Annotated in this window: 16 protein-coding genes; 10 read left to right on the top strand and 6 right to left on the bottom strand. The window is 70.9% G+C overall.

From position 1 onward, the window contains the following. Positions 1 to 64 precede the first annotated feature (64 nt). Both ACQY4O_RS13620 and ACQY4O_RS13615 read left to right on the top strand, forming a co-directional pair. Entirely contained in the window at positions 65 to 1,969 is a 1,905-nt protein-coding gene (locus ACQY4O_RS13620; RefSeq protein WP_428376901.1) for a hypothetical protein, read from the top strand. 11 nt (positions 1,970 to 1,980) lie between these two features. Then, complete coding sequence (locus ACQY4O_RS13615; protein ID WP_428376900.1) at positions 1,981 to 4,035, top strand: hypothetical protein; 2,055 nt, start codon at positions 1,981 to 1,983, stop codon at positions 4,033 to 4,035. Here ACQY4O_RS13615 and ACQY4O_RS13610 read toward each other — a convergent pair. Further along, on the bottom strand, positions 4,018 to 5,211 hold the full coding sequence (locus tag ACQY4O_RS13610; protein WP_428376899.1) for a multidrug effflux MFS transporter: 1,194 nt from the start codon (positions 5,209 to 5,211) through the stop codon (positions 4,018 to 4,020). The two genes, ACQY4O_RS13615 and ACQY4O_RS13610, sit on opposite strands and share 18 nt — an antisense overlap. Positions 5,212 to 5,314: 103 nt before the next feature. On the opposite strand from ACQY4O_RS13610, the gene mdcA reads away from it, so the two are divergent. The 7 genes from mdcA to ACQY4O_RS13575 are packed head-to-tail and all read left to right on the top strand — an operon-like array spanning position 5,315 to position 11,441. Beyond that, entirely contained in the window at positions 5,315 to 6,994 is a 1,680-nt protein-coding gene (gene mdcA / locus ACQY4O_RS13605) for a malonate decarboxylase subunit alpha (protein WP_428376898.1), read from the top strand. Between the two features lie 11 nt (positions 6,995 to 7,005). Then, positions 7,006 to 7,317, top strand: coding sequence for a malonate decarboxylase acyl carrier protein (gene mdcC, locus ACQY4O_RS13600; protein WP_428376897.1), 312 nt, complete (start codon positions 7,006 to 7,008; stop codon positions 7,315 to 7,317). Beyond that, positions 7,317 to 8,243: a biotin-independent malonate decarboxylase subunit beta gene (locus ACQY4O_RS13595; protein WP_428376896.1), complete on the top strand. Its 927-nt coding sequence runs from the start codon at positions 7,317 to 7,319 to the stop codon at positions 8,241 to 8,243. Before mdcC ends, ACQY4O_RS13595 begins: the two co-directional genes overlap by 1 nt. After that, positions 8,230 to 8,964 (top strand): biotin-independent malonate decarboxylase subunit gamma, encoded by a 735-nt coding sequence (locus tag ACQY4O_RS13590; protein WP_428376895.1) that lies wholly within the window; start codon positions 8,230 to 8,232, stop codon positions 8,962 to 8,964. The genes ACQY4O_RS13595 and ACQY4O_RS13590 overlap by 14 nt, the downstream gene beginning before the upstream one ends. Next, the gene (gene mdcG, locus ACQY4O_RS13585; protein WP_428376894.1) at positions 8,951 to 9,637 is read left to right on the top strand and encodes a malonate decarboxylase holo-[acyl-carrier-protein] synthase; all 687 of its coding nucleotides are present in this window, start codon (positions 8,951 to 8,953) and stop codon (positions 9,635 to 9,637) included. The genes ACQY4O_RS13590 and mdcG overlap by 14 nt, the downstream gene beginning before the upstream one ends. Beyond that, positions 9,634 to 10,506, top strand: coding sequence for a triphosphoribosyl-dephospho-CoA synthase MdcB (gene mdcB, locus ACQY4O_RS13580; RefSeq protein ID WP_428376893.1), 873 nt, complete (start codon positions 9,634 to 9,636; stop codon positions 10,504 to 10,506). The genes mdcG and mdcB overlap by 4 nt, the downstream gene beginning before the upstream one ends. Then, positions 10,491 to 11,441, top strand: coding sequence for an acyltransferase domain-containing protein (locus tag ACQY4O_RS13575; RefSeq protein WP_428376892.1), 951 nt, complete (start codon positions 10,491 to 10,493; stop codon positions 11,439 to 11,441). Before mdcB ends, ACQY4O_RS13575 begins: the two co-directional genes overlap by 16 nt. Positions 11,442 to 11,494: 53 nt before the next feature. Here ACQY4O_RS13575 and ACQY4O_RS13570 read toward each other — a convergent pair whose 3' ends face one another. Both ACQY4O_RS13570 and ACQY4O_RS13565 read right to left on the bottom strand, forming a co-directional pair. Next, positions 11,495 to 11,629 carry a hypothetical protein gene (locus ACQY4O_RS13570; protein WP_428376891.1) on the bottom strand — a complete coding sequence of 45 codons (135 nt, stop codon included), beginning with the start codon at positions 11,627 to 11,629 and terminating at the stop codon, positions 11,495 to 11,497. A 96-nt stretch (positions 11,630 to 11,725) separates the two neighbouring features. Further along, the gene (locus ACQY4O_RS13565) at positions 11,726 to 12,955 is read right to left on the bottom strand and encodes an argininosuccinate synthase (protein WP_428376890.1); all 1,230 of its coding nucleotides are present in this window, start codon (positions 12,953 to 12,955) and stop codon (positions 11,726 to 11,728) included. A gap of 167 nt (positions 12,956 to 13,122) precedes the next feature. On the opposite strand from ACQY4O_RS13565, the gene ACQY4O_RS13560 reads away from it, so the two are divergent. Further along, entirely contained in the window at positions 13,123 to 14,289 is a 1,167-nt protein-coding gene (locus ACQY4O_RS13560; protein ID WP_428376889.1) for a glycosyltransferase, read from the top strand. Here ACQY4O_RS13560 and ACQY4O_RS13555 read toward each other — a convergent pair. The 3 genes from ACQY4O_RS13555 to ACQY4O_RS13545 are packed head-to-tail and all read right to left on the bottom strand — an operon-like array spanning position 14,210 to position 16,709. Further along, positions 14,210 to 14,821, bottom strand: coding sequence for an SAM-dependent methyltransferase (locus tag ACQY4O_RS13555; RefSeq protein WP_428376888.1), 612 nt, complete (start codon positions 14,819 to 14,821; stop codon positions 14,210 to 14,212). The two genes, ACQY4O_RS13560 and ACQY4O_RS13555, sit on opposite strands and share 80 nt — an antisense overlap. After that, positions 14,818 to 15,561: a PIG-L deacetylase family protein gene (locus ACQY4O_RS13550; RefSeq protein ID WP_428376887.1), complete on the bottom strand. Its 744-nt coding sequence runs from the start codon at positions 15,559 to 15,561 to the stop codon at positions 14,818 to 14,820. The genes ACQY4O_RS13555 and ACQY4O_RS13550 overlap by 4 nt, the downstream gene beginning before the upstream one ends. Continuing rightward, positions 15,561 to 16,709 (bottom strand): acyl-CoA dehydrogenase family protein, encoded by a 1,149-nt coding sequence (locus ACQY4O_RS13545; RefSeq protein ID WP_428376886.1) that lies wholly within the window; start codon positions 16,707 to 16,709, stop codon positions 15,561 to 15,563. The genes ACQY4O_RS13550 and ACQY4O_RS13545 overlap by 1 nt, the downstream gene beginning before the upstream one ends. Positions 16,710 to 16,736 lie beyond the last annotated feature (27 nt).

The following is a 16,736-nucleotide window of genomic DNA, read 5'->3' as shown; positions in this document are numbered from 1 at the left end:
CCCGCACAGCCAAGGGTGCAGCCGCTGGCGGACGCATCCGCCGGATGTTTTCTGGATCTGCCACATGCTTGAGCTTGCCGTTCCCGCCTCCGCCGGCATCGAATCCGGCCCCAGGATCACGCCGGCAGGCAACGCCGCGTGGCTCGCGTGCCTGCTTGCGACCGACGACGGCTGCGGTCTCCTGTCGGGCGGTGCGGACCAGCAGCTTCGGCAGATCCCGTTCGAGGCGGTCATTGCCGCCATCGAAGGCGGCCGCCCGGGCGTGACGGCAGCCGCCGAGATCCTGCTGTACAGGCGCTGGATCGCAGCCAATACCGGCGTCAGTCCGCACGTGTTCGCGGCCTGGTTCAATCTCGGTGCCATCCTCGGACCGGCCGGTGACAAGAGCGGCGCCCTGGTCGCCTACGGCCATGCGAGAGGGCTGCGGCCGGACTTCTTCCCGGCCGCGGTCAATCTGGGGCTCGGGCTCGAGGCGGCCGGCCAGCTCGATCTGGCGCTGGCCACCTGGGATGGCGCCATCCAGACCAACGAGGCCCGCACGGGGCTGCTCAACCATCGCGCCCGCCTGCTGGAGCAGGCCGGCCGCCTGGACGAGGCGGAGGCGGTGATGCGGACCTCGCTGCTCACCGATGCAGCACAGCCGGACGTCGTGCAGCACTGGGTGCATATCCGCCAGAAGGCGTGCCGGTGGCCGGTGCTACTGGCCGACATGCCGGGGCTGTCGCCCGAGATCCTGCTGCGGCAGGCGGGACCGCTCGGCCTCCTGGCGCTCACCGACGACGTCGATGTGCAGCGCGAGGTCATCGCCGGCTGGATCGCGCGCAAGATCGCGCCGGTCGCCGGTCGCCTCGAGCCGCCGCCGCCGCCGTACCGGCACGACCGCATCAGGATCGGCTACCTGTCGTCGGACTTCTGCCGGCACGCCATGAGTTTTCTCGTGGCCGAACTGTTCGAGCACCATGATCGCAGCCGCTTCGAGATCTATGGCTATTGCTCCACCCTGGAGGATGGCAGCGACATCAGGCAACGCGTGCTCGCGGGCTTCGATCATGTGCGCCGCATCCGGGACCTGTCTGACGAGCAGGCGGCGCAGGTCATCCGCGACGACGAAATCGACATCCTGATCGACCTGAACGGCCTGACCGCACACACGCGCCTTGCCGTGCTGAAGTGGCGGCCGGCGCCGATCCAGGCCACCTATCTCGGCTTCATCGGTCCGGTGCCGATGCCCGAGATCGACTACCTGCTCTGCGACGATTTCGTCATCCCGCCGCAACGGGCGGCATCCTATCTGCCGGCGCCGCTTGCCATTGCGCCCATCTACCAGGCGAACGACAGCAAGCGCGCCATCGGTGCGAAGCTGACCCGCGCACAGGCCGGCCTACCGGACGATGCCTTCGTGCTCTGCTGCTTCTCCAACTCGTACAAGATCACCGAGGCGATGTTCGCGGCCTGGCTCGCGATCATGCGCCGCGCCCCGCGCGCGGTGCTCTGGCTGGCGGTGGACAACCGATGGGCGCAGGCGAACCTGCTGGCGTATGCGGAGCGCGCGGGCATCGCGCCGGAGCGCATCCTGTTTGCCGGACGCACCAGCCCGGAGCTGTATATGAGCCGTCTCGGCGCCGCGGACCTGTTTCTCGACACGTTCCCGTATAATGCCGGCACGGTCGCAAGCGACGCGATCCGGATGCAGTTGCCGTTGCTGACGCTCGCCGGCGCCTCGTTCGCCTCGCGCATGGCAGGCTCGATGCTGCACGCCATCGATGCGCACCAGAGCATCGCCGTCAGCATCGAGGAGTATATCGAGACCGGCATCCGCCTCGCGACCGATCCTGCGATCTATGCCGCCTACAGGCAGCTTTTCACCGAGGAGGCCTGGCACCGCACCGCCGGCAACATCGACCGCTTCACAGGCGCGTTCGAGCTCAGGCTGACGGAACTGGTGACGGCGCGGCTCGCCGCCGCCTGATGTCGCCCTCAATGGCGCTCCGGGCGCCCGCAATCGCGACGCCAGGTCCGGAGCATCCGGACTGCAGGCTCGCCGACCTGATCGGAACGGTCGAGGCGCTCGACGGCCCGGAACGCGCGGCGAATGGCGCGGCGCTCTACGAGCTCTGGCTAACCCATCACCCGGTCGATCCGATGGGTTACGTCGCCTGCTTCAACCACGGCGTATTGCTGACGCTCGCCGGGCGTCCTGCGGCGGCTGTGGCAGCGTTCGATGCCGCTTCTTCGCTGCGTCCGAGCTTCCTCGGTGCCAACATCAATGCCGGTCTCGCACACGAGCGGCTGGACAATTTGCAGGGTGCAGTCGGCCAGTGGCTGCATGTCGCCGGCGTCCTCGCGCCCACCGATGGTGAGCTCATCACCAACAAGACCGTTGCCCTCAAGCACGCGGCACGGGTGTTCAAGGCGGTCGGCGACCTTGGCAGCGCGGAGGAGGCGTTGCGTTGCTGCCTCGATCTCGATCCGCACCAGCGTGACGCCATGCAGCACTGGGTCGCCCTGCGCGAGATGCAGTGCAAGTGGCCGGTGATCGTGCCCTTCGGCGGCGTCACCCGACCCATGCTCAGCGCCTCGCTGGCACCGCTGGCGCTGGCGATCCATGCCGACGACCCGATGTTCCAACTGGCCAACGCCTGGCGCAGCATGCAGCGTGATGGTGGTCGGCCATCCGATCCCTGCACCGTGGGCGCGTGGCCGGCCCCGGAACCAGCGGCCATTTCGGCGCACGCGATGCGGCCGCTGCGGATCGGCTACGTCTCGCCGGACCTGCGCGGACACGCCATCGGCTTCCTGACGGCGGAACTGTTCGAGCTGCACGACCCTGCACGGGTGGAGGTGTTCGCCTATTATTCCGGCCGCGCTCCGCCCGACGCGCTGCAGGCACGCACCCGCAACGCCGTGCCGCACTGGCGGACCATTTCCGGCTGGAGCGACCGCGCGGTGGCGAGCCATATCGTGCAGGACGGCATCGACATCCTCATCGACCTAGGCGGCCATACCGGTGACGTGCCGGCTTCGGCCATCGCGTTGAAGCCGGCGCCGGTGATCGTGAACTGGCTCGGCTATCCGGGCAGCATGGGCACGCCGCACCACCAGTACATCATCGCCGACGAGGTGATCATTCCGCCGGAGAGCGAGCGCTTCTACAGCGAGCGCGTGGTCCGGCTGCCGTGCTACCAGCCGACCGATCGCAGGCGCGCGGTGGCAGGGCCGGTTCCGTCGCGGCATGCGCTCGGACTGCCGGAAGCGGCGATGGTCTATTGCTGCTTCAACGGCACGCAGAAGATCACGCCTTTGATGTTCGCCTGCTGGATGACCATCCTCGGCCGGATGCCCGACGCCGTGCTCTGGCTGCTGTCCGGCGGCGCACCAACCGACGCGCGGCTGCGGCAGCAGGCCGAACGTCACGGCATTGCGCCGGACCGGCTGGTCTTCGCCGGACGCCAGCCCAATGCCGAGCATCTCGCGCGCTATCCCGCCGCCGACCTGTTCCTCGACACCTGGCCGTACGGCGCCCACACCACCGCATCCGATGCGCTCTGGATGGGGGTTCCGGTGGTGACCCTGCAGGGCAACAACTTCGCAGCCCGCGTCTGCTCCAGCCTGGTGAGGGCCGCCGGACTGCCCGAGCTGGTCTGCGCCGATCCGGCCGCCTACGTGGAGTGTGCCGTTGCGTGCGGACTGCAGCCGGACCGGCTCGGTGCCCTGCGTGCGGGCCTGCAGGCCGGTCGCGGGACCTGCACCTTGTTCGACATGCCGCTCCTGGTCGATCGCCTTGAAACCCTCTACCGCCAAATGTGGGACGGCCACCTGGCCGGCCGTAGCCCGGTTCCGGATCTCGCCAATTTCGCGCTCTACAACGAGATCGGCGACACCATCGACCACGAGGCGACCGGCCATCGCGACCTGCACGCCTATGAGCAGGCCTATGCGCTGGCGCTGACCTATGCCAATGGCGTCAGCCCGATCCCCGCAGATCGAAGGCTCTGGGCCGCCCTGCACACGCTGCCCCTACACGCGCTGCAATGAAGCGCCGGCACAGGAAGCGGCGCCCAGCAGGACGAGCGCCACCGCCGTCTCCGGGCCGCCGAGGCCGAGCGACACCGCCCAGGTGAACCCGGCGCCGAACGCCATCTGCAGGAAGCCGTACAGGCTGGAGGCGGCGCCGGCGCGCTCGGGATGCGTGTTCATCAGGCCGGCGAGGGCGTTCGGGCTGACAATGCCGATGCCGACGGCGTACAGCACCAGAAGCGTCATCATCGCGGCCAGGCCGAGCTGGTGCGACAGGCTCAGCAGCACCAGCAGGCCGGCGCTGGCGAGGCAGAGCAGGTTGCCGCGCCGGGCCGCCGTGGCCGGTGCCGCCCGCGCCGCCATCTGCCGCGCGAGCAGGGTGCCGAGCATCATGCCGGCCACCGCCAGCAGGCAGTAGAAGCCGACCGAGGCGGGCGACTGGCGCATGATCTCCACCAGCAGGAACGGCGCCTGCGCCAGGAAGGCATACAGGCTGGTGGCGGCGCAGGCGCCGGCGATGGTGAAGCGGCGATAGGTGGGCGAGCGCCACAGCGTCCAGTAGCCGAGCAGGATCGCGCTCACGCCGGGCAGCGGCACCGGCGCCCGGTTGGTTTCCGGCAGCCGTCGCAGCACCAGCACCAGCAGGGCGGACACCACCAGCGCCAGCGCTGCGAAGATCGCGCGCCAGCCGAGCCAGCCGTCGATCAGGCCGCCGACCGCCGGCGCCACCGCCGGCGTCAGCCCCATCACCAGGCCGAGGGTTGCGAGCTGGCGCGCCGCATCCAGGCGGCCGGACACGTCGCGTACCATCGCGCGTCCCAGCACCAGGGCGCCGCAGCCGCCGAGCGACTGCAGCACGCGCGCGGCCAGCAGGGCGCCGATCCCGGTCGCGAGGCACCCCAGCAGCAGGCCGGCCAGATAGAGCGACAGGCCGCAGACCAGCAGCGGCCGGCGTCCGAACCGGTCGGACAGCGGGCCGTAGACGAGCTGCCCGAACGCCATGCCGACCAGGTAGAGCGTGATCGCGTACTGCGCGGTATGCCGGCTCACCTCGAAGTGCCGAGCGATATCGGGCAGCGCCGGGACGAAGATGTGCAGCGCCGCGGTGCCCGTCATGGTGACCGCGGCCAGCAGCCAGAACGGCGGGATCGCGGTTGTGGTCGGCGGGGTCGGCGTCGAGGGCAGGTCGTGCATGGCGGATAGGCGTCATGGCGGGCTTCGGCCGCGGGTGCAACGCCGGCGCCGCAACTCGCACCGCCCGGCAGGGTTCACGGAGCAGGACCTGGCGGCGAGGTGGATGGGTGACCGGGGTAGCCGCATGACCGACCAGCCGGTGAAGCAGTGGGACCGGCAGCGCAGCGCGCGCCATGACCGGCTCGCCCGCGCGGCCCCGCTCGCCCGCGGCAAGCAGGTGCAGGCGTCGGATGCGACCGCCCTGCTCGAGGCGCTGCTGCAGCCCGGCGACCGGGTCTGCCTCGAAGGCGACAACCAGAAGCAGGCCGACCTGCTGGCCCGCGCCCTGGCCGCCGCCGATCCGGTCCGCGTGCACGACCTGCACATCGTGCAGTCCGGCATCGTGCTGCCCGAGCATCTGGAGATCTTCGAGCGCGGCATCGCCCGCAAGCTCGACTTCTCCTATTCCGGCCCGCAGGGCGCCTCGGTCGCGCGCGCGCTCGGCAAGGGACGCATCGAGCTCGGCGCCATCCACACCTATATCGAGCTGTTCGCCCGCTACTACATGGACCTGACACCGCACGTGGCGCTGATCGCCGCCGTGCAGGCCGACGCGCACGGCAACCTCTATACCGGCCCCAACACCGAGGACACGCCGACCATCGTCGAGGCGACGGCGTTCAAGTCCGGCATCGTGGTCGCCCAGGTCAACCGCATCGTGGACACGCTGCCGCGCGTCGACATTCCCGGCGACCAGGTCGATTTCATCATCCAGGCCGACACGCCGTTCTATGTCGAGCCGCTGTTCACGCGCGACCCGGCCAGCATCACCGAGACCCAGATCCTGATGGCGATGATGGCCATCAAGGGGATCTACGCGGAATACGGCGTCAAGCGGCTGAACCACGGCATCGGCTTCGGCACGGCGGCGATCGAGCTGCTGCTGCCGACCTTCGGCGAGCGGCTCGGCCTGCGGCAGCGCATCGCCACGCACTGGGCCCTCAATCCACACCCGACGCTGATCCCGGCGATCGAGAGCGGCTGGGTTACGCAGATCCACAGCTTCGGCAGCGAGGTCGGCATGGACGACTACATGGCGGCGCGGCCCGACATCTATTTCACCGGCCGCGACGGCACGCTGCGCTCCAACCGCATGATGTGCCAGAACGCCGGCCTGTATGCCTGCGACATGTTCATCGGCTCGACCCTGCAGATCGACCTCGAGGGCAACTCCTCCACCGTCACCCCGGACCGCATCGCGGGCTTCGGGGGTGCGCCCAACATGGGTGCCGACGCGCATGGCCGCCGGCACGCCTCGGACGCGTGGCTCAAGGCGGGGCGCGAAGCCAGCGACGGTGACGGCGCGATGACGCGCGGCCGCAAGCTGGTGGTGCAGATCGTCGAGACCTTCGGCACCGGCATGGCGCCCGCCTTCGTGGAGCGGCTCGACAGCATGGCGCTGGCCGAACGGCTCGGGCTCGCGCTGGTGCCGGTGATGATCTATGGCGACGACGTGACCCACATCGTCACCGAGGAGGGCATCGCCAACCTGCTGCTGTGCCGCAGCCGCGCCGAGCGCGAGCAGGCGATCCGGGGTGTCGCGGGCTACACCGAGATCGGCCGCGGGCGGGATCGCGCGATGGTCCACGCGCTACGCGAGCGCCGCATCATCCGGCGCCCCGAGGATCTGGGCCTGGATCCGCTGGAGGCCACCCGCCACCTGCTCGCGGCACGCTCGATCCGCGACCTCGTCGCCTGGTCGACAGGCCTGTACCGGCCGCCCTCGAAGTTCCGCAACTGGTAGGAGGCGATCGCATGGAGCACTTCACCATCCATGCCCGCGCCGCGTCGCGTTGCGCCGGCACGCGGGCCAGCGCGATCATCGGCGTGGTGGCATCCGGCAACCTCGAAGTGCTGCTCGAGCGCGTTGGGGGCGATGCCTGCGACATCGAGGTCGCCACCTCGGCTGCCGGCTTCCGGCCGATCTGGGAAGCGGTCATCGCCGACTTCGTGGAACGCGCCTCGCCCGGCGGCCTGCGCATCTCGATCAACGATGGCGGTGCCAGGCCCGACACGGTGTCGCTGCGTCTGATGCAGGGTGTGCGGCTGATCAGCGAGGCGGCCTGATGTCCGAAGCCCTCCGCGGCGGCGAGGATCACGCTGCGAGCTGGTACGAGGCGAGCGCGCGCGAGCGCGTCGCCGGGCTGCTCGATGCCGCGAGCTTCGTCGAGTTCGTGCCGCCGACGCAGCGCGAGACCAGTCCGCATCTGCATCTCTTCGATCTGCCGGTCGCCTTCGATGACGGCATGATCGTGGGCTCCGGCCGCCTCGCCGGAGAGATCGTGTTCGTCGCGGCGCAGGAAGGCCGCTTCATGGGGGGCACCTTCGGCGAGATCGCCGGCGCCAAGCTGGTCGGCCTGCTGCGCGCGGCGCGCCAGGAGAATGCAACGGCTGCCGTGCTGCTGCTGCTCGACAGCGGCGGCGTGCGGCTGCAGGAGGCCAATGCCGGAGAGATCGCGGTCTCCGAGACGATCCGGTCGATCCTGGAGGCGCGAGAGGCCGGCGTCGCGGTCATTGCCCTGATCGGCGGCCGCGCCGGCACCTTCGGGGGCGCCGGGCTGATCGCCGCCTGCTGTTCGCATGTGGTGGTGTCCGAACAGGCCCGCATCGGCGTCACCGGCCCGGAGGTGATCGAGACCAACCAGGGCGTCGAGGAGTTCGACAGCCGCGACCGCGCGCTGGTCTGGCGCATCACCGGCGGCCGCACCCGTGCCCTGCTCGGAGTTGCGGACCGCTACGTGCCGGACCGGATCGCGAGCTTCCGGCAGGTGGCCGCCGACCTCGCGAACCAGGCCCCGCCGTTCGACCTCGCGACGCTTGCCGCCGAACAGCAGCGGCTGGAGCAGCGCCTGCGTGCGTATGGCGCATGCCGGGATTCGACCGGCATCTGGAGCGCGATGGGCATTGCGGATCCGGATCGGCTCGCCGACCTGTCCGACGACGGGTTCGCGGATCTGCTCGCATCGCTTGGAGCGTCGCATGACGCGCGATGACTTGCTGCCGGCGCTGTTCCCCGCCGGACACGATGTCGGGCCCGGGCCGCACGACACCATCGCCGGCACCGGGCGGCTCGCGGATGGCGGCGAGGCGGTCGTGCTCGGGATCGCCGGCGGTGCGCCGCTCGGGATCGAGACCGCGATCGTCCTGGCAGCGCAGGTCCTGGCACTCGCGGGGCGCCGTGACCAGGCGCCGCTGGTGCTGCTGGTGGACACGGCGAGCCAGCGCATGGCGCGCCGCGACGAACTGCTCGGCTTGAACGAATATCTCGCGCACCTCGCCAAGTGCCTGCATCTCGCCGGCACGAACGGCCACCGCAGCATCGGCATCCTGCATGGACCGGCCGCGGCGGGCGCCTTCATCGCGACGGTACTCGCCACCGACATCCTGGTTGCGGTTCCGGGTGCCGAGCCGAGCGTGATGGACCTGCCATCGATCGCGCGGGTGACCAAGCTCGACCTCGAGACGCTGCAGCGCATGGCAGGCTCGACACCGATCTTCGCGCCGGGGATCGAGGCGCTGACGCGCACCGGCGCGGTGGCGCAGAACTGGACCGATCGCGCGGAGTTCGCACGGCGATTGCAGGAGTTGCTGCACCAGCCTGCCTCGTTAGCCGACGAGCGCGGGCGCCTGGGTGCCGAACGCGGCGGCCGGCAGGCAGCGGCGCGCATCGCCGCGATGGTGCAGGAACAGGCGCTCTGCCATGCGCGGACCTGATCCGGTCGCGCCGCAACGCCACGACCTGCTCCATCTGCATCCGGATGCCTGGGACCGGATCGTTGCAGATCACGACGGAACGTCGTCGATCCCCGAGCTGCGGCGCTGGGTTGCGCGCGGATGGCCGGTGATGCGTCGGCGGCTTATGTCCGGCGATCCGGCGGGTGCCGTCCCGGCTGCGGTGGCGCTGCCGCCCGGCCCGGGGTGCCGGCGTTTCGCCTTCGGGGTGCCGGAGGCTGCCGTGCTCGCCTCGGTGCGGCCGCCGCTGCTGTCGGCAACCCTGCATGCGGTGCCCGGGCCCTGGAGCGAGAGTGCGCAGCGCCTGATCGAGATCGGGCAGCGCCACGGCATTGCGGCGCGTGTGTTCGGCAGCCTGATGTGGCGCTGCGTCACCGGCCTGGACTATCTGCGCGACGCGTCCGACCTCGACCTGCTCTGGCCGGTCGACGGCGAGGTCGCCCTCACCACGCTGCTGCGCGATATCGCGGAGATCGCCGCCCGGTGCACACCGCCGGTCGATGGCGAGATCCTGTTCGAGACCGGCGAGGCGGTGCAATGGCTCGAACTGCACGTGGCCCTCGGGCAAGGCCACGACAGCGTGCTTGCCAGGTCGCTCGGCGGCGTCCGCCTCGTCCGTGCTGCCGATCTGCGGTTGTCCGGGCAGGCGGCGTGAGGGATCTCGATGCGCTGCTGGACGCGCCGCCGGCGCGCCGGGACGATCAGCTCGTGGCACGGCTCGCAACCGATGCGCTGCTCGCCGAGGTTGCGGCGTGGCCGAAGCCCGGCCTGGTCAGCGACCGCGACAGCGGCAGCCATGCCGACATGGACGCTGCCATGCTGCGCGCCAGCGCCCGGGTGTTGACGCCGTACTTCGCCGAGCTGGCCGCTGCAGGTCGTGCGGGTCGCGGGATGCCTGCGCTGCGTGGCATCGGCTTACGCGCGGAAGCCGCCATGCTGCGCACGACCGGCGGGATCAACACCCATCGCGGCGCGATCTTCGGGCTTGGCCTGATCTGCGCCGCGGCCGGCTTGCGCGCGGCAAGCCCGCAGCTTGCACCGTCCCGGCTGGGCACGCTGGTGCATGAACGCTGGGGCCAGGAGATCCGGGCCGTCGCGCCAACGGCGAGCCACGGCGCCGACGCCCGGCGACGCTTCGGGGCGGGTGGCGCGCGGCTGGAGGCCGCGACCGGCTTTGGGCATGTCTATCAGGTGGCGCTGCCGGCGCTGCGGGCGGCGCGCGCCAAGGGGGCCGACGAGCGAACCGCTCATGTGCAGGCCTGTTTTGCGCTGCTCGCGGTGCTCGGGGATACCAACCTGCTGCATCGCGGCGGTCGCGACGGACTGGCCTTCGCCCGGCAGGCCGCGCGCCGCTTCCTCGCCGATGGCGGTGTCCTCCGGCGCGGCTGGCAGCTTCAGGCGATGCGGACGCATGCGGCCTTCGTGGCGCGTGGCCTGTCGCCCGGCGGCAGCGCCGACCTGCTCGCCCTGGCGATCATGGTCGACCGCCTGGAGGCCGCGGCGAGAGAGTGGCACGCCGCCTGATGCGCGGCCCGGTCGCGATCCTGTGCAGCGGGCAGGGCGGCCAGCACCGCGACATGTTCGCCCTCACCGGAACGCTGCCGGAAGCCGAGCCGGTGTTCGCCGCCGCCGCCGCGCATCTCGGCGGCATCGATCCGCGCGACTTCGTCCGCGATGCCGACGACGCGGCTCTGTTCGCCAACAAGGCGGGACAGCTGCTGTGCTGCACCCAGGCCATCGCCGCCTGGACGGCGCTCGGCGGGATGGTGGGGACCACGGCGATCATCGCCGGCTACAGCGTCGGCGAGGTGGCGGCGTGGTCCTGCGCCGGGCTGCTCGACCTATCGCAGACACTGGAGCTGGTCGCGCTGCGGGCCAGGCTCATGGACGAGGCCGCCGCCGGGCTGCCGGCCGGACTCGCCGCCATCGTCGGTCTGCGCCGGGACCGGCTCGATCCGATGCTGAAGGCAAACGGCTGCGAGCTCGCGATCGTCAATGCGGCCGACAGCGTGGTCGCCGGTGGCAGCGATGCGGCCCTGCAGCGGTTGTGCGCCGAGGCCCGGGCGGCCGGCGCGAGCCGCGTGGCCAGGCTGCGCGTCGCGGTCCCGGCCCACACCTCGCTGCTGCTCCCCGCGACCGCGGCCTTTCTCGAGGCGCTGGCGGCGGCGGCACCGCGGCCGCCCCGCCATGCGCTGCTCAGCGGCCTCGATGGTGATCGTGTGCGCAACGTGGTGGCAGGCTGCGAGAAGCTGGCGCGGCAGATCGCGCAGACCATCGACTGGGCGGCCTGTCTCTCGCACTGCGCCGAAAGCAGGGCGGCCACCCTGCTCGAACTCGGGCCCGGCCGTGTGCTCGCGCGTCTCGCCTCGGCAGCGGCGCCGGATGCGGACGCCCGGGCGCTGGAAGATTTCCGCAGCCTCGAAGGCGTTGCCGCCTGGCTACAACGAGGCGCCGGCTGACGAGGCGATCGATGCCGTGCGGCGCGGTGCCGGACACCGCGCCGCATGCAGCCTCAGTGGTAGTAGCCCGGACGCGGGCCCGGACCCGGACCGCCACGGTAGTAGCCGTGATGCGGGTGCCACCATACGCACCCTGCCGTGGGCAGCACGCAGGCTAGGGTAAGGATCATCAGCAGTCGCTTGGTCATGTCGGCTCCTCTTCCAGGCCGCAACGTGGTCGGCGCCGTTTTGTTCATCCCGCCCGGAACTAATATTTCCGGTAACGAAACGTCCTGGACCGAAACCTACAGGCTGCCGCCGCGGCGTCCCGCGATCGCGCCGAGACGCAGCCGCAGCGCGTTCAGCTTGATGAAGCCCTGCGCATCGACCTGGTCATAGGCGCCCTGGTCGTCCTCGAAGGTGACCACGCGCGTGTCGTACAGGCTGTTCGGGCTCTCGCGCCCGACGGTGATCACGTTGCCCTTGTACAGCTTGAGCCGCACCCGGCCGGTGACGGAATGCTGGCTGGTGTCGATCAGCGCCTGCAGCATGCGGCGCTCCGGGCTGAACCAGAAGCCGTTATAGATCAGCTCGGCATAGCGCGGCATCAGGCTGTCCTTGAGGTGCCCCGCCTCGCGGTCGAGCGTGATGGTCTCCATGGTGCGATGCGCCGCCAGCAGGATGGTGCCGCCCGGGGTCTCGTAGATGCCGCGCGACTTCATGCCGACGAACCGGTTCTCGACCAGGTCGAGCCGGCCGATCCCGTTCGCACGTCCGAGCTCGTTCAGCCTGGTCAGCAGCGCCGCCGGCGACAGCGTCTCGCCGTTGACCGCGACCGGATCGCCGGAGGCGAAGTCGATGCTGATCTCGGTGGCGATGTCCGGCGCCGCCTCGGGGCTGATGGTGCGCTGGAACACGATCTCGTCCGGCGGCCGCGCGGGATCCTCGAGGATCTTGCCCTCCGAGGACGAGTGCAGCAGGTTGGCGTCCACCGAGAACGGCGCCTCGCCGCGCGCATCACGGGAAATCGGAATCTGGTGCTGCTCGGCGAAGGCCAGCAGCCTGGTCCGGCTGGTCAGGTCCCACTCGCGCCAGGGTGCGATCACCTTCACGTCGGGCTTCAACGCGTAGTACGCGAGCTCGAAGCGGACCTGGTCGTTGCCCTTGCCGGTGGCCCCGTGCGCCACCGCATCGGCGCCGACCATCTCGGCGATCTCGATCTGCCGCTGCGCGATCAGCGGACGCGCGATCGAGGTGCCGAGCAGGTACTGCCCCTCGTAGAGCGTGTTGGCGCGGAACATCGGGAACACGAAGTCACGCACGAAGGTCTCGCGCAGGTCCTCGACGAAGATCTGCTTGATCCCGAACAGCTCGGCCTTGCGTCGCGCCGGTTCGAGCTCCTCGCCCTGGCCGAGATCCGCGGTGAAGGTGACCACCTCGCAGCCGTACTCGGTCTGCAGCCAGCGCAGGATCACGCTGGTATCAAGGCCGCCGGAGTAGGCGAGCACCACCTTCTTGACGTCCTTCGCGGCCATGCTGGCTTCCTCTGCTAACTGGGTTCGGAGGGCTCCTAGCACCCGTCCGCCGGAGCGAACAGCACGCCGGCCGCCGGTCCGACACGAAACCGTGGTCGGCGTTGGCGCAACCGTCACCGCCGTAAGCGGTTTCGACATCGCCGTCCGCCCACTGGAGACCCGCGACCATGTCCACGCCGGCGCCGCTTTTCGTCGTTGCCATCCCGGTGTGCAACGAGGCGGACCACATCGCGCGCTGCCTGGGCGCCCTGGACAGCCAGCGCGGCGCCCGTATCGACCAGGTCGTGCTGCTGCTGAACAACTGCACCGACGCCAGTGAGGCCGTGATCGAGCGCGTGCGTCCGATGCTGGACCTCCCGATCGTCATGCATGTCCGGCACGTCCGACCGGACCTGTGCACTGCCGGCCGCGCCCGCAGCGAGGCGATGGCATTGGCGGCGCGTGTCGCAGGCCCGCATGGCATCGTCGCCACCACGGATGCGGACGGCGAGGTGGCGCCCGACTGGGCCGTCCATACCAGGGCGGCGTTCCGGGCCGGCGTCGATGCGGTCTGCGGCCGCGCCGAGATCGACCCCGCGGATGCGATGCAGATCTCCGCCGCCCTGCACGAGGACGATGCGCGCGAGGTGGCCTTTGGTGCGATGCTGGACGAGATCCATGCCCTGGCCGATCCCGATCCCGCCGACCCGCTGCCGCGGCACACCGAACATTCCGGCGCCAGCATCGCCGTCACGGTGGCGGCCTGGCGCCGCGCCGGCGGCATGCTGCCGCTGCCGACCGGCGAGGATCGCGGCTTCCTGCGCTCGCTGCGCCTGGTCGATGCGACCGTCCGGCACGCGCCCGACGTGCGAGTGACGGTGTCCGGCCGTCTGCACGGCCGTGCCGCCGGCGGCATGGCCGAGACCATGGCGCGCCGGATGATCCGGCAGGACGAGATGCTCGACGCGGATCTGGAGCCGGCGGCGATCTGCCTGCGCCGTGCCACCCTGCGGGCCCGGGCGCGCCTGGCATGGCGCGAGCGCGGCACGATCTCGTCGTCATGGTCAAAGGCGGTGCAGAACCTGGCGGCCGACGCACAGCTGCCGGTCCTGGACGTTGCGCGATGGGTGCGTATGGCGCGCTTCGGCGCAGCCTGGGCCGGCATCGAGGCGGCAAGCCCGGCACTGATCCGCATCGCGGTGGCGCGCGGGGCGCTCGATCTGCAGGTCGCCGCCGCACAGCGCATCCTCACAGGGCTTCGCGGCACGACGCGCGTTAGGGTTCTCGCGGCGGCGGCGGACGTTCCAGCCGGTCGAGCCGATAGCCATCCCGCAGCAGCGGCGCTGATCGCCTGAAGCCGGCCTCGATGCAGGCGGCCGCGAACAGCTCGGCCGCCGCGTCGCCGGTGCAGGGCGTATCGGTCGGGCCGGTCCAGTTCACCAGCAGCACGATGCAGCCCGGCTCGGACTGCGCGATGCAGTGCCCGGCCAGCGCCGCATTGTCGGCCGGCGACAGGAAATAGAGCAGCTCGGAGACCAGGATCAGGTCGAACCGGAGTTCCGGCCAGTTCCACTCGCGCGGCAGCATGGCGCAGCGGAAGCTGACCCGGTTTGCCGTGAGGCCGTCACACCGCATGCGGGCCCGCACCAGCGCCGCCTCGGCCAGATCGACGGCCAGCAGGCTCCGGCAGCGGCCGGCAAGCGCCAGCGTCATCACGCCGATCGAGCAGCCCAGCTCGAGCCCGGATTCGAACTGCCGCCGGTCCAGCTGCGCCAGCGTATCGGCATATTTCGCCTGTTCGTAGGCGCTGGTCTCGAACTTCCAGGGGTCCGGATCGTCGGCATACAACCGGTCGAACACCGTCCTGTCCCAAGACGCGCCGGTCATGGCGTATTTGTCTCCAGAAAGGTCTCGAACGGCGCCTCGAACACCGCGAGCAGGCTCGCCGGCAGCCTGAAGCCGTCCGGGTCGTCGGTGATGAGATCGCCGTATTGCGAGGCGTGCAGGCGGATCGCCTCGGCCTTGCGCTGCAGGTGCGCGGAAACGTCGAGCCGGAACCCGCGTATCGGCAACCGGGGCGCCAGCTCCACATCGGGCGCGATGAGCCAGCCCCAGACCGGATACGACAGCAGGCGCAGCCCGCGCGATGCCGCCACGCGCTGCGCCATGCGCTGCACCGCCTCGTGGTCGCCATGCGGATCCAGCAGCCAGGGGGCCAGCAGCGTGTCGCAGCCCTGCTCCTCGGCTACCGCCGCGATACGGGTGCAGACCGCCGCGAATGCGGCCCCGGCCCGCGGTGCGGCGGTGTCGCGCAGGCGCAGGAAGCCGAGATCGGCCGCATCCAGCCCGAGATGGGCGGTCGCGGCGAGCGCCTCTGCCTCACGCAGCGCGCGCAGGCGCGCCGAGGGCCACGCGCGCGAGTTCGGATGCGAGCCGGTGCCGTCGGTCACCACCAGCACGTAGGGGGGGCGCCGCTGGCGGCACAACGTCGCGATCAGGCCGCCGCAGCCGAGCGTCTCGTCGTCGGCATGCGGCGCCAGGATCAGGGCGCGGCCCGCATGCAGCAGCGGGTCGTCCGCCACCACCGGCAGTGCGAGCAGCGTCGCATGCAGGGTTCCGGCGCGCATCAGGGCGGCGGGTCGCGGCTGGTGAACCAGCCGGCGGCCTCGCACAGCGTCTCGTCCGGCGCCGGCTGGCGCAGGTAGGTGGCGAGGTCGCGCATCACCCGCTCGGCCGGGTTGTCCTGCAGGAACACGCCCAGACCGAGGCCGCGCTGCACCAGCCGGATCACGTCGAGGGCAGCCTGCTCGGCGGCGATACGCGCCAGTCCGACCACGGCCACGACATCGTCCGGTTCATAGCCGGGCCGCTCTGCGACCCGTGCCGCGCGGCTCGCCCACATGGCGGCGGTCTCACGGGCGATCAGCGCCTCGCCGATCCGCTGCAGCTGGTGCGGGCCCTGGTGCCGGCTGCGCGCGCGCAACTGCTCGCGCAGCGCATCGAGCAGCCGATCGATGCCGCCGAGCGCCACCGCGATGCCGCGCCATGCGCCGGCGGAGAACTCGGGCTGCCGCAGATAGTCGCCCGCCGCGCCGATGACGGCATCGTCCTCCACCCTGATGCCGGTGAAGTCGCAGGAGCCGGTGCAGGCGCCGCGCATGCCGTGCACGCCGCCCAGCGTATCGCGGGCGCGGCGATCCGGCCCGAGCGGCACCAGCAGCATGCGTGGCAACCCGGTTGCGGGCGTGGCCGTGACCAGCGGCCGGGTGACGTGCCGGGCGCCGGAGGCGAACAGCTTGCCGCCCTGCAGGACCATGCCGTGCTCGTCGCCGAGCAGGCGCAGCGGGTCGCCGCCATCGGTGACCCAGATCCCGAACAGGTGGCCCCGGGTCGCGTCCGCCGCGGCGCGCCGCTGCTGCTCGGCCGATCCATATCGCATGATCAGCCGGATGGCGTTGACGTGCCCTTCATAGAGCCGGCCAACCGCAAGGCTGCCGCGTCCGATCAAACGGAGGGCGTCCAGCATCGCCTCGCCGCCTTCGGGTTCGGTCCCGAGACCCAGGCCGCCGAGTGCTGCAGGCAGCGGGGCGACCAGCCCGCCGGCCGCTCCCAGCAGGGCAAAGGCCCGCTCCGGATAGCCGCCCTCCCGGTCGAGCCGCCCCGCCTCCGCCTCGATCTCCGCCAGCGCCGCGGTAATCCGGTCGAGCAAGCGCCCCACCGCAGCCGGGTGCTGAGACGTCGCCAGCCGCTCGCTCGCATCCATGTCCAGGCTCACTGAAAACTGGCCTTATCAACAAGACAG

The organism is Lichenicoccus sp. (genome assembly GCF_965277665.1).
Classification (GTDB): Bacteria; Pseudomonadota; Alphaproteobacteria; order Acetobacterales; family Acetobacteraceae; genus Lichenicoccus.
This window is presented reverse-complemented; position numbering and strand designations above follow the sequence as displayed.

Coding starts and splice junctions, on each gene's coding strand:
- ACQY4O_RS13595 (WP_428376896.1), top strand. CDS start 7,317: ATGTCCGAAGCCCTCCGCGGCGGCGAGGATCACGCTGCGAGCTGGTAC.
- ACQY4O_RS13565 (WP_428376890.1), bottom strand. CDS start 12,955: ATGGCCGCGAAGGACGTCAAGAAGGTGGTGCTCGCCTACTCCGGCGGC.
- ACQY4O_RS13620 (WP_428376901.1), top strand. CDS start 65: ATGCTTGAGCTTGCCGTTCCCGCCTCCGCCGGCATCGAATCCGGCCCC.
- mdcG (WP_428376894.1), top strand. CDS start 8,951: ATGCGCGGACCTGATCCGGTCGCGCCGCAACGCCACGACCTGCTCCAT.
- ACQY4O_RS13610 (WP_428376899.1), bottom strand. CDS start 5,211: ATGCACGACCTGCCCTCGACGCCGACCCCGCCGACCACAACCGCGATC.
- ACQY4O_RS13550 (WP_428376887.1), bottom strand. CDS start 15,561: ATGCGCGCCGGAACCCTGCATGCGACGCTGCTCGCACTGCCGGTGGTG.
- ACQY4O_RS13615 (WP_428376900.1), top strand. CDS start 1,981: ATGGCGCTCCGGGCGCCCGCAATCGCGACGCCAGGTCCGGAGCATCCG.
- mdcC (WP_428376897.1), top strand. CDS start 7,006: ATGGAGCACTTCACCATCCATGCCCGCGCCGCGTCGCGTTGCGCCGGC.
- ACQY4O_RS13590 (WP_428376895.1), top strand. CDS start 8,230: ATGACGCGCGATGACTTGCTGCCGGCGCTGTTCCCCGCCGGACACGAT.
- mdcA (WP_428376898.1), top strand. CDS start 5,315: ATGGGTGACCGGGGTAGCCGCATGACCGACCAGCCGGTGAAGCAGTGG.
- ACQY4O_RS13560 (WP_428376889.1), top strand. CDS start 13,123: ATGTCCACGCCGGCGCCGCTTTTCGTCGTTGCCATCCCGGTGTGCAAC.
- ACQY4O_RS13570 (WP_428376891.1), bottom strand. CDS start 11,629: ATGACCAAGCGACTGCTGATGATCCTTACCCTAGCCTGCGTGCTGCCC.
- ACQY4O_RS13555 (WP_428376888.1), bottom strand. CDS start 14,821: ATGACCGGCGCGTCTTGGGACAGGACGGTGTTCGACCGGTTGTATGCC.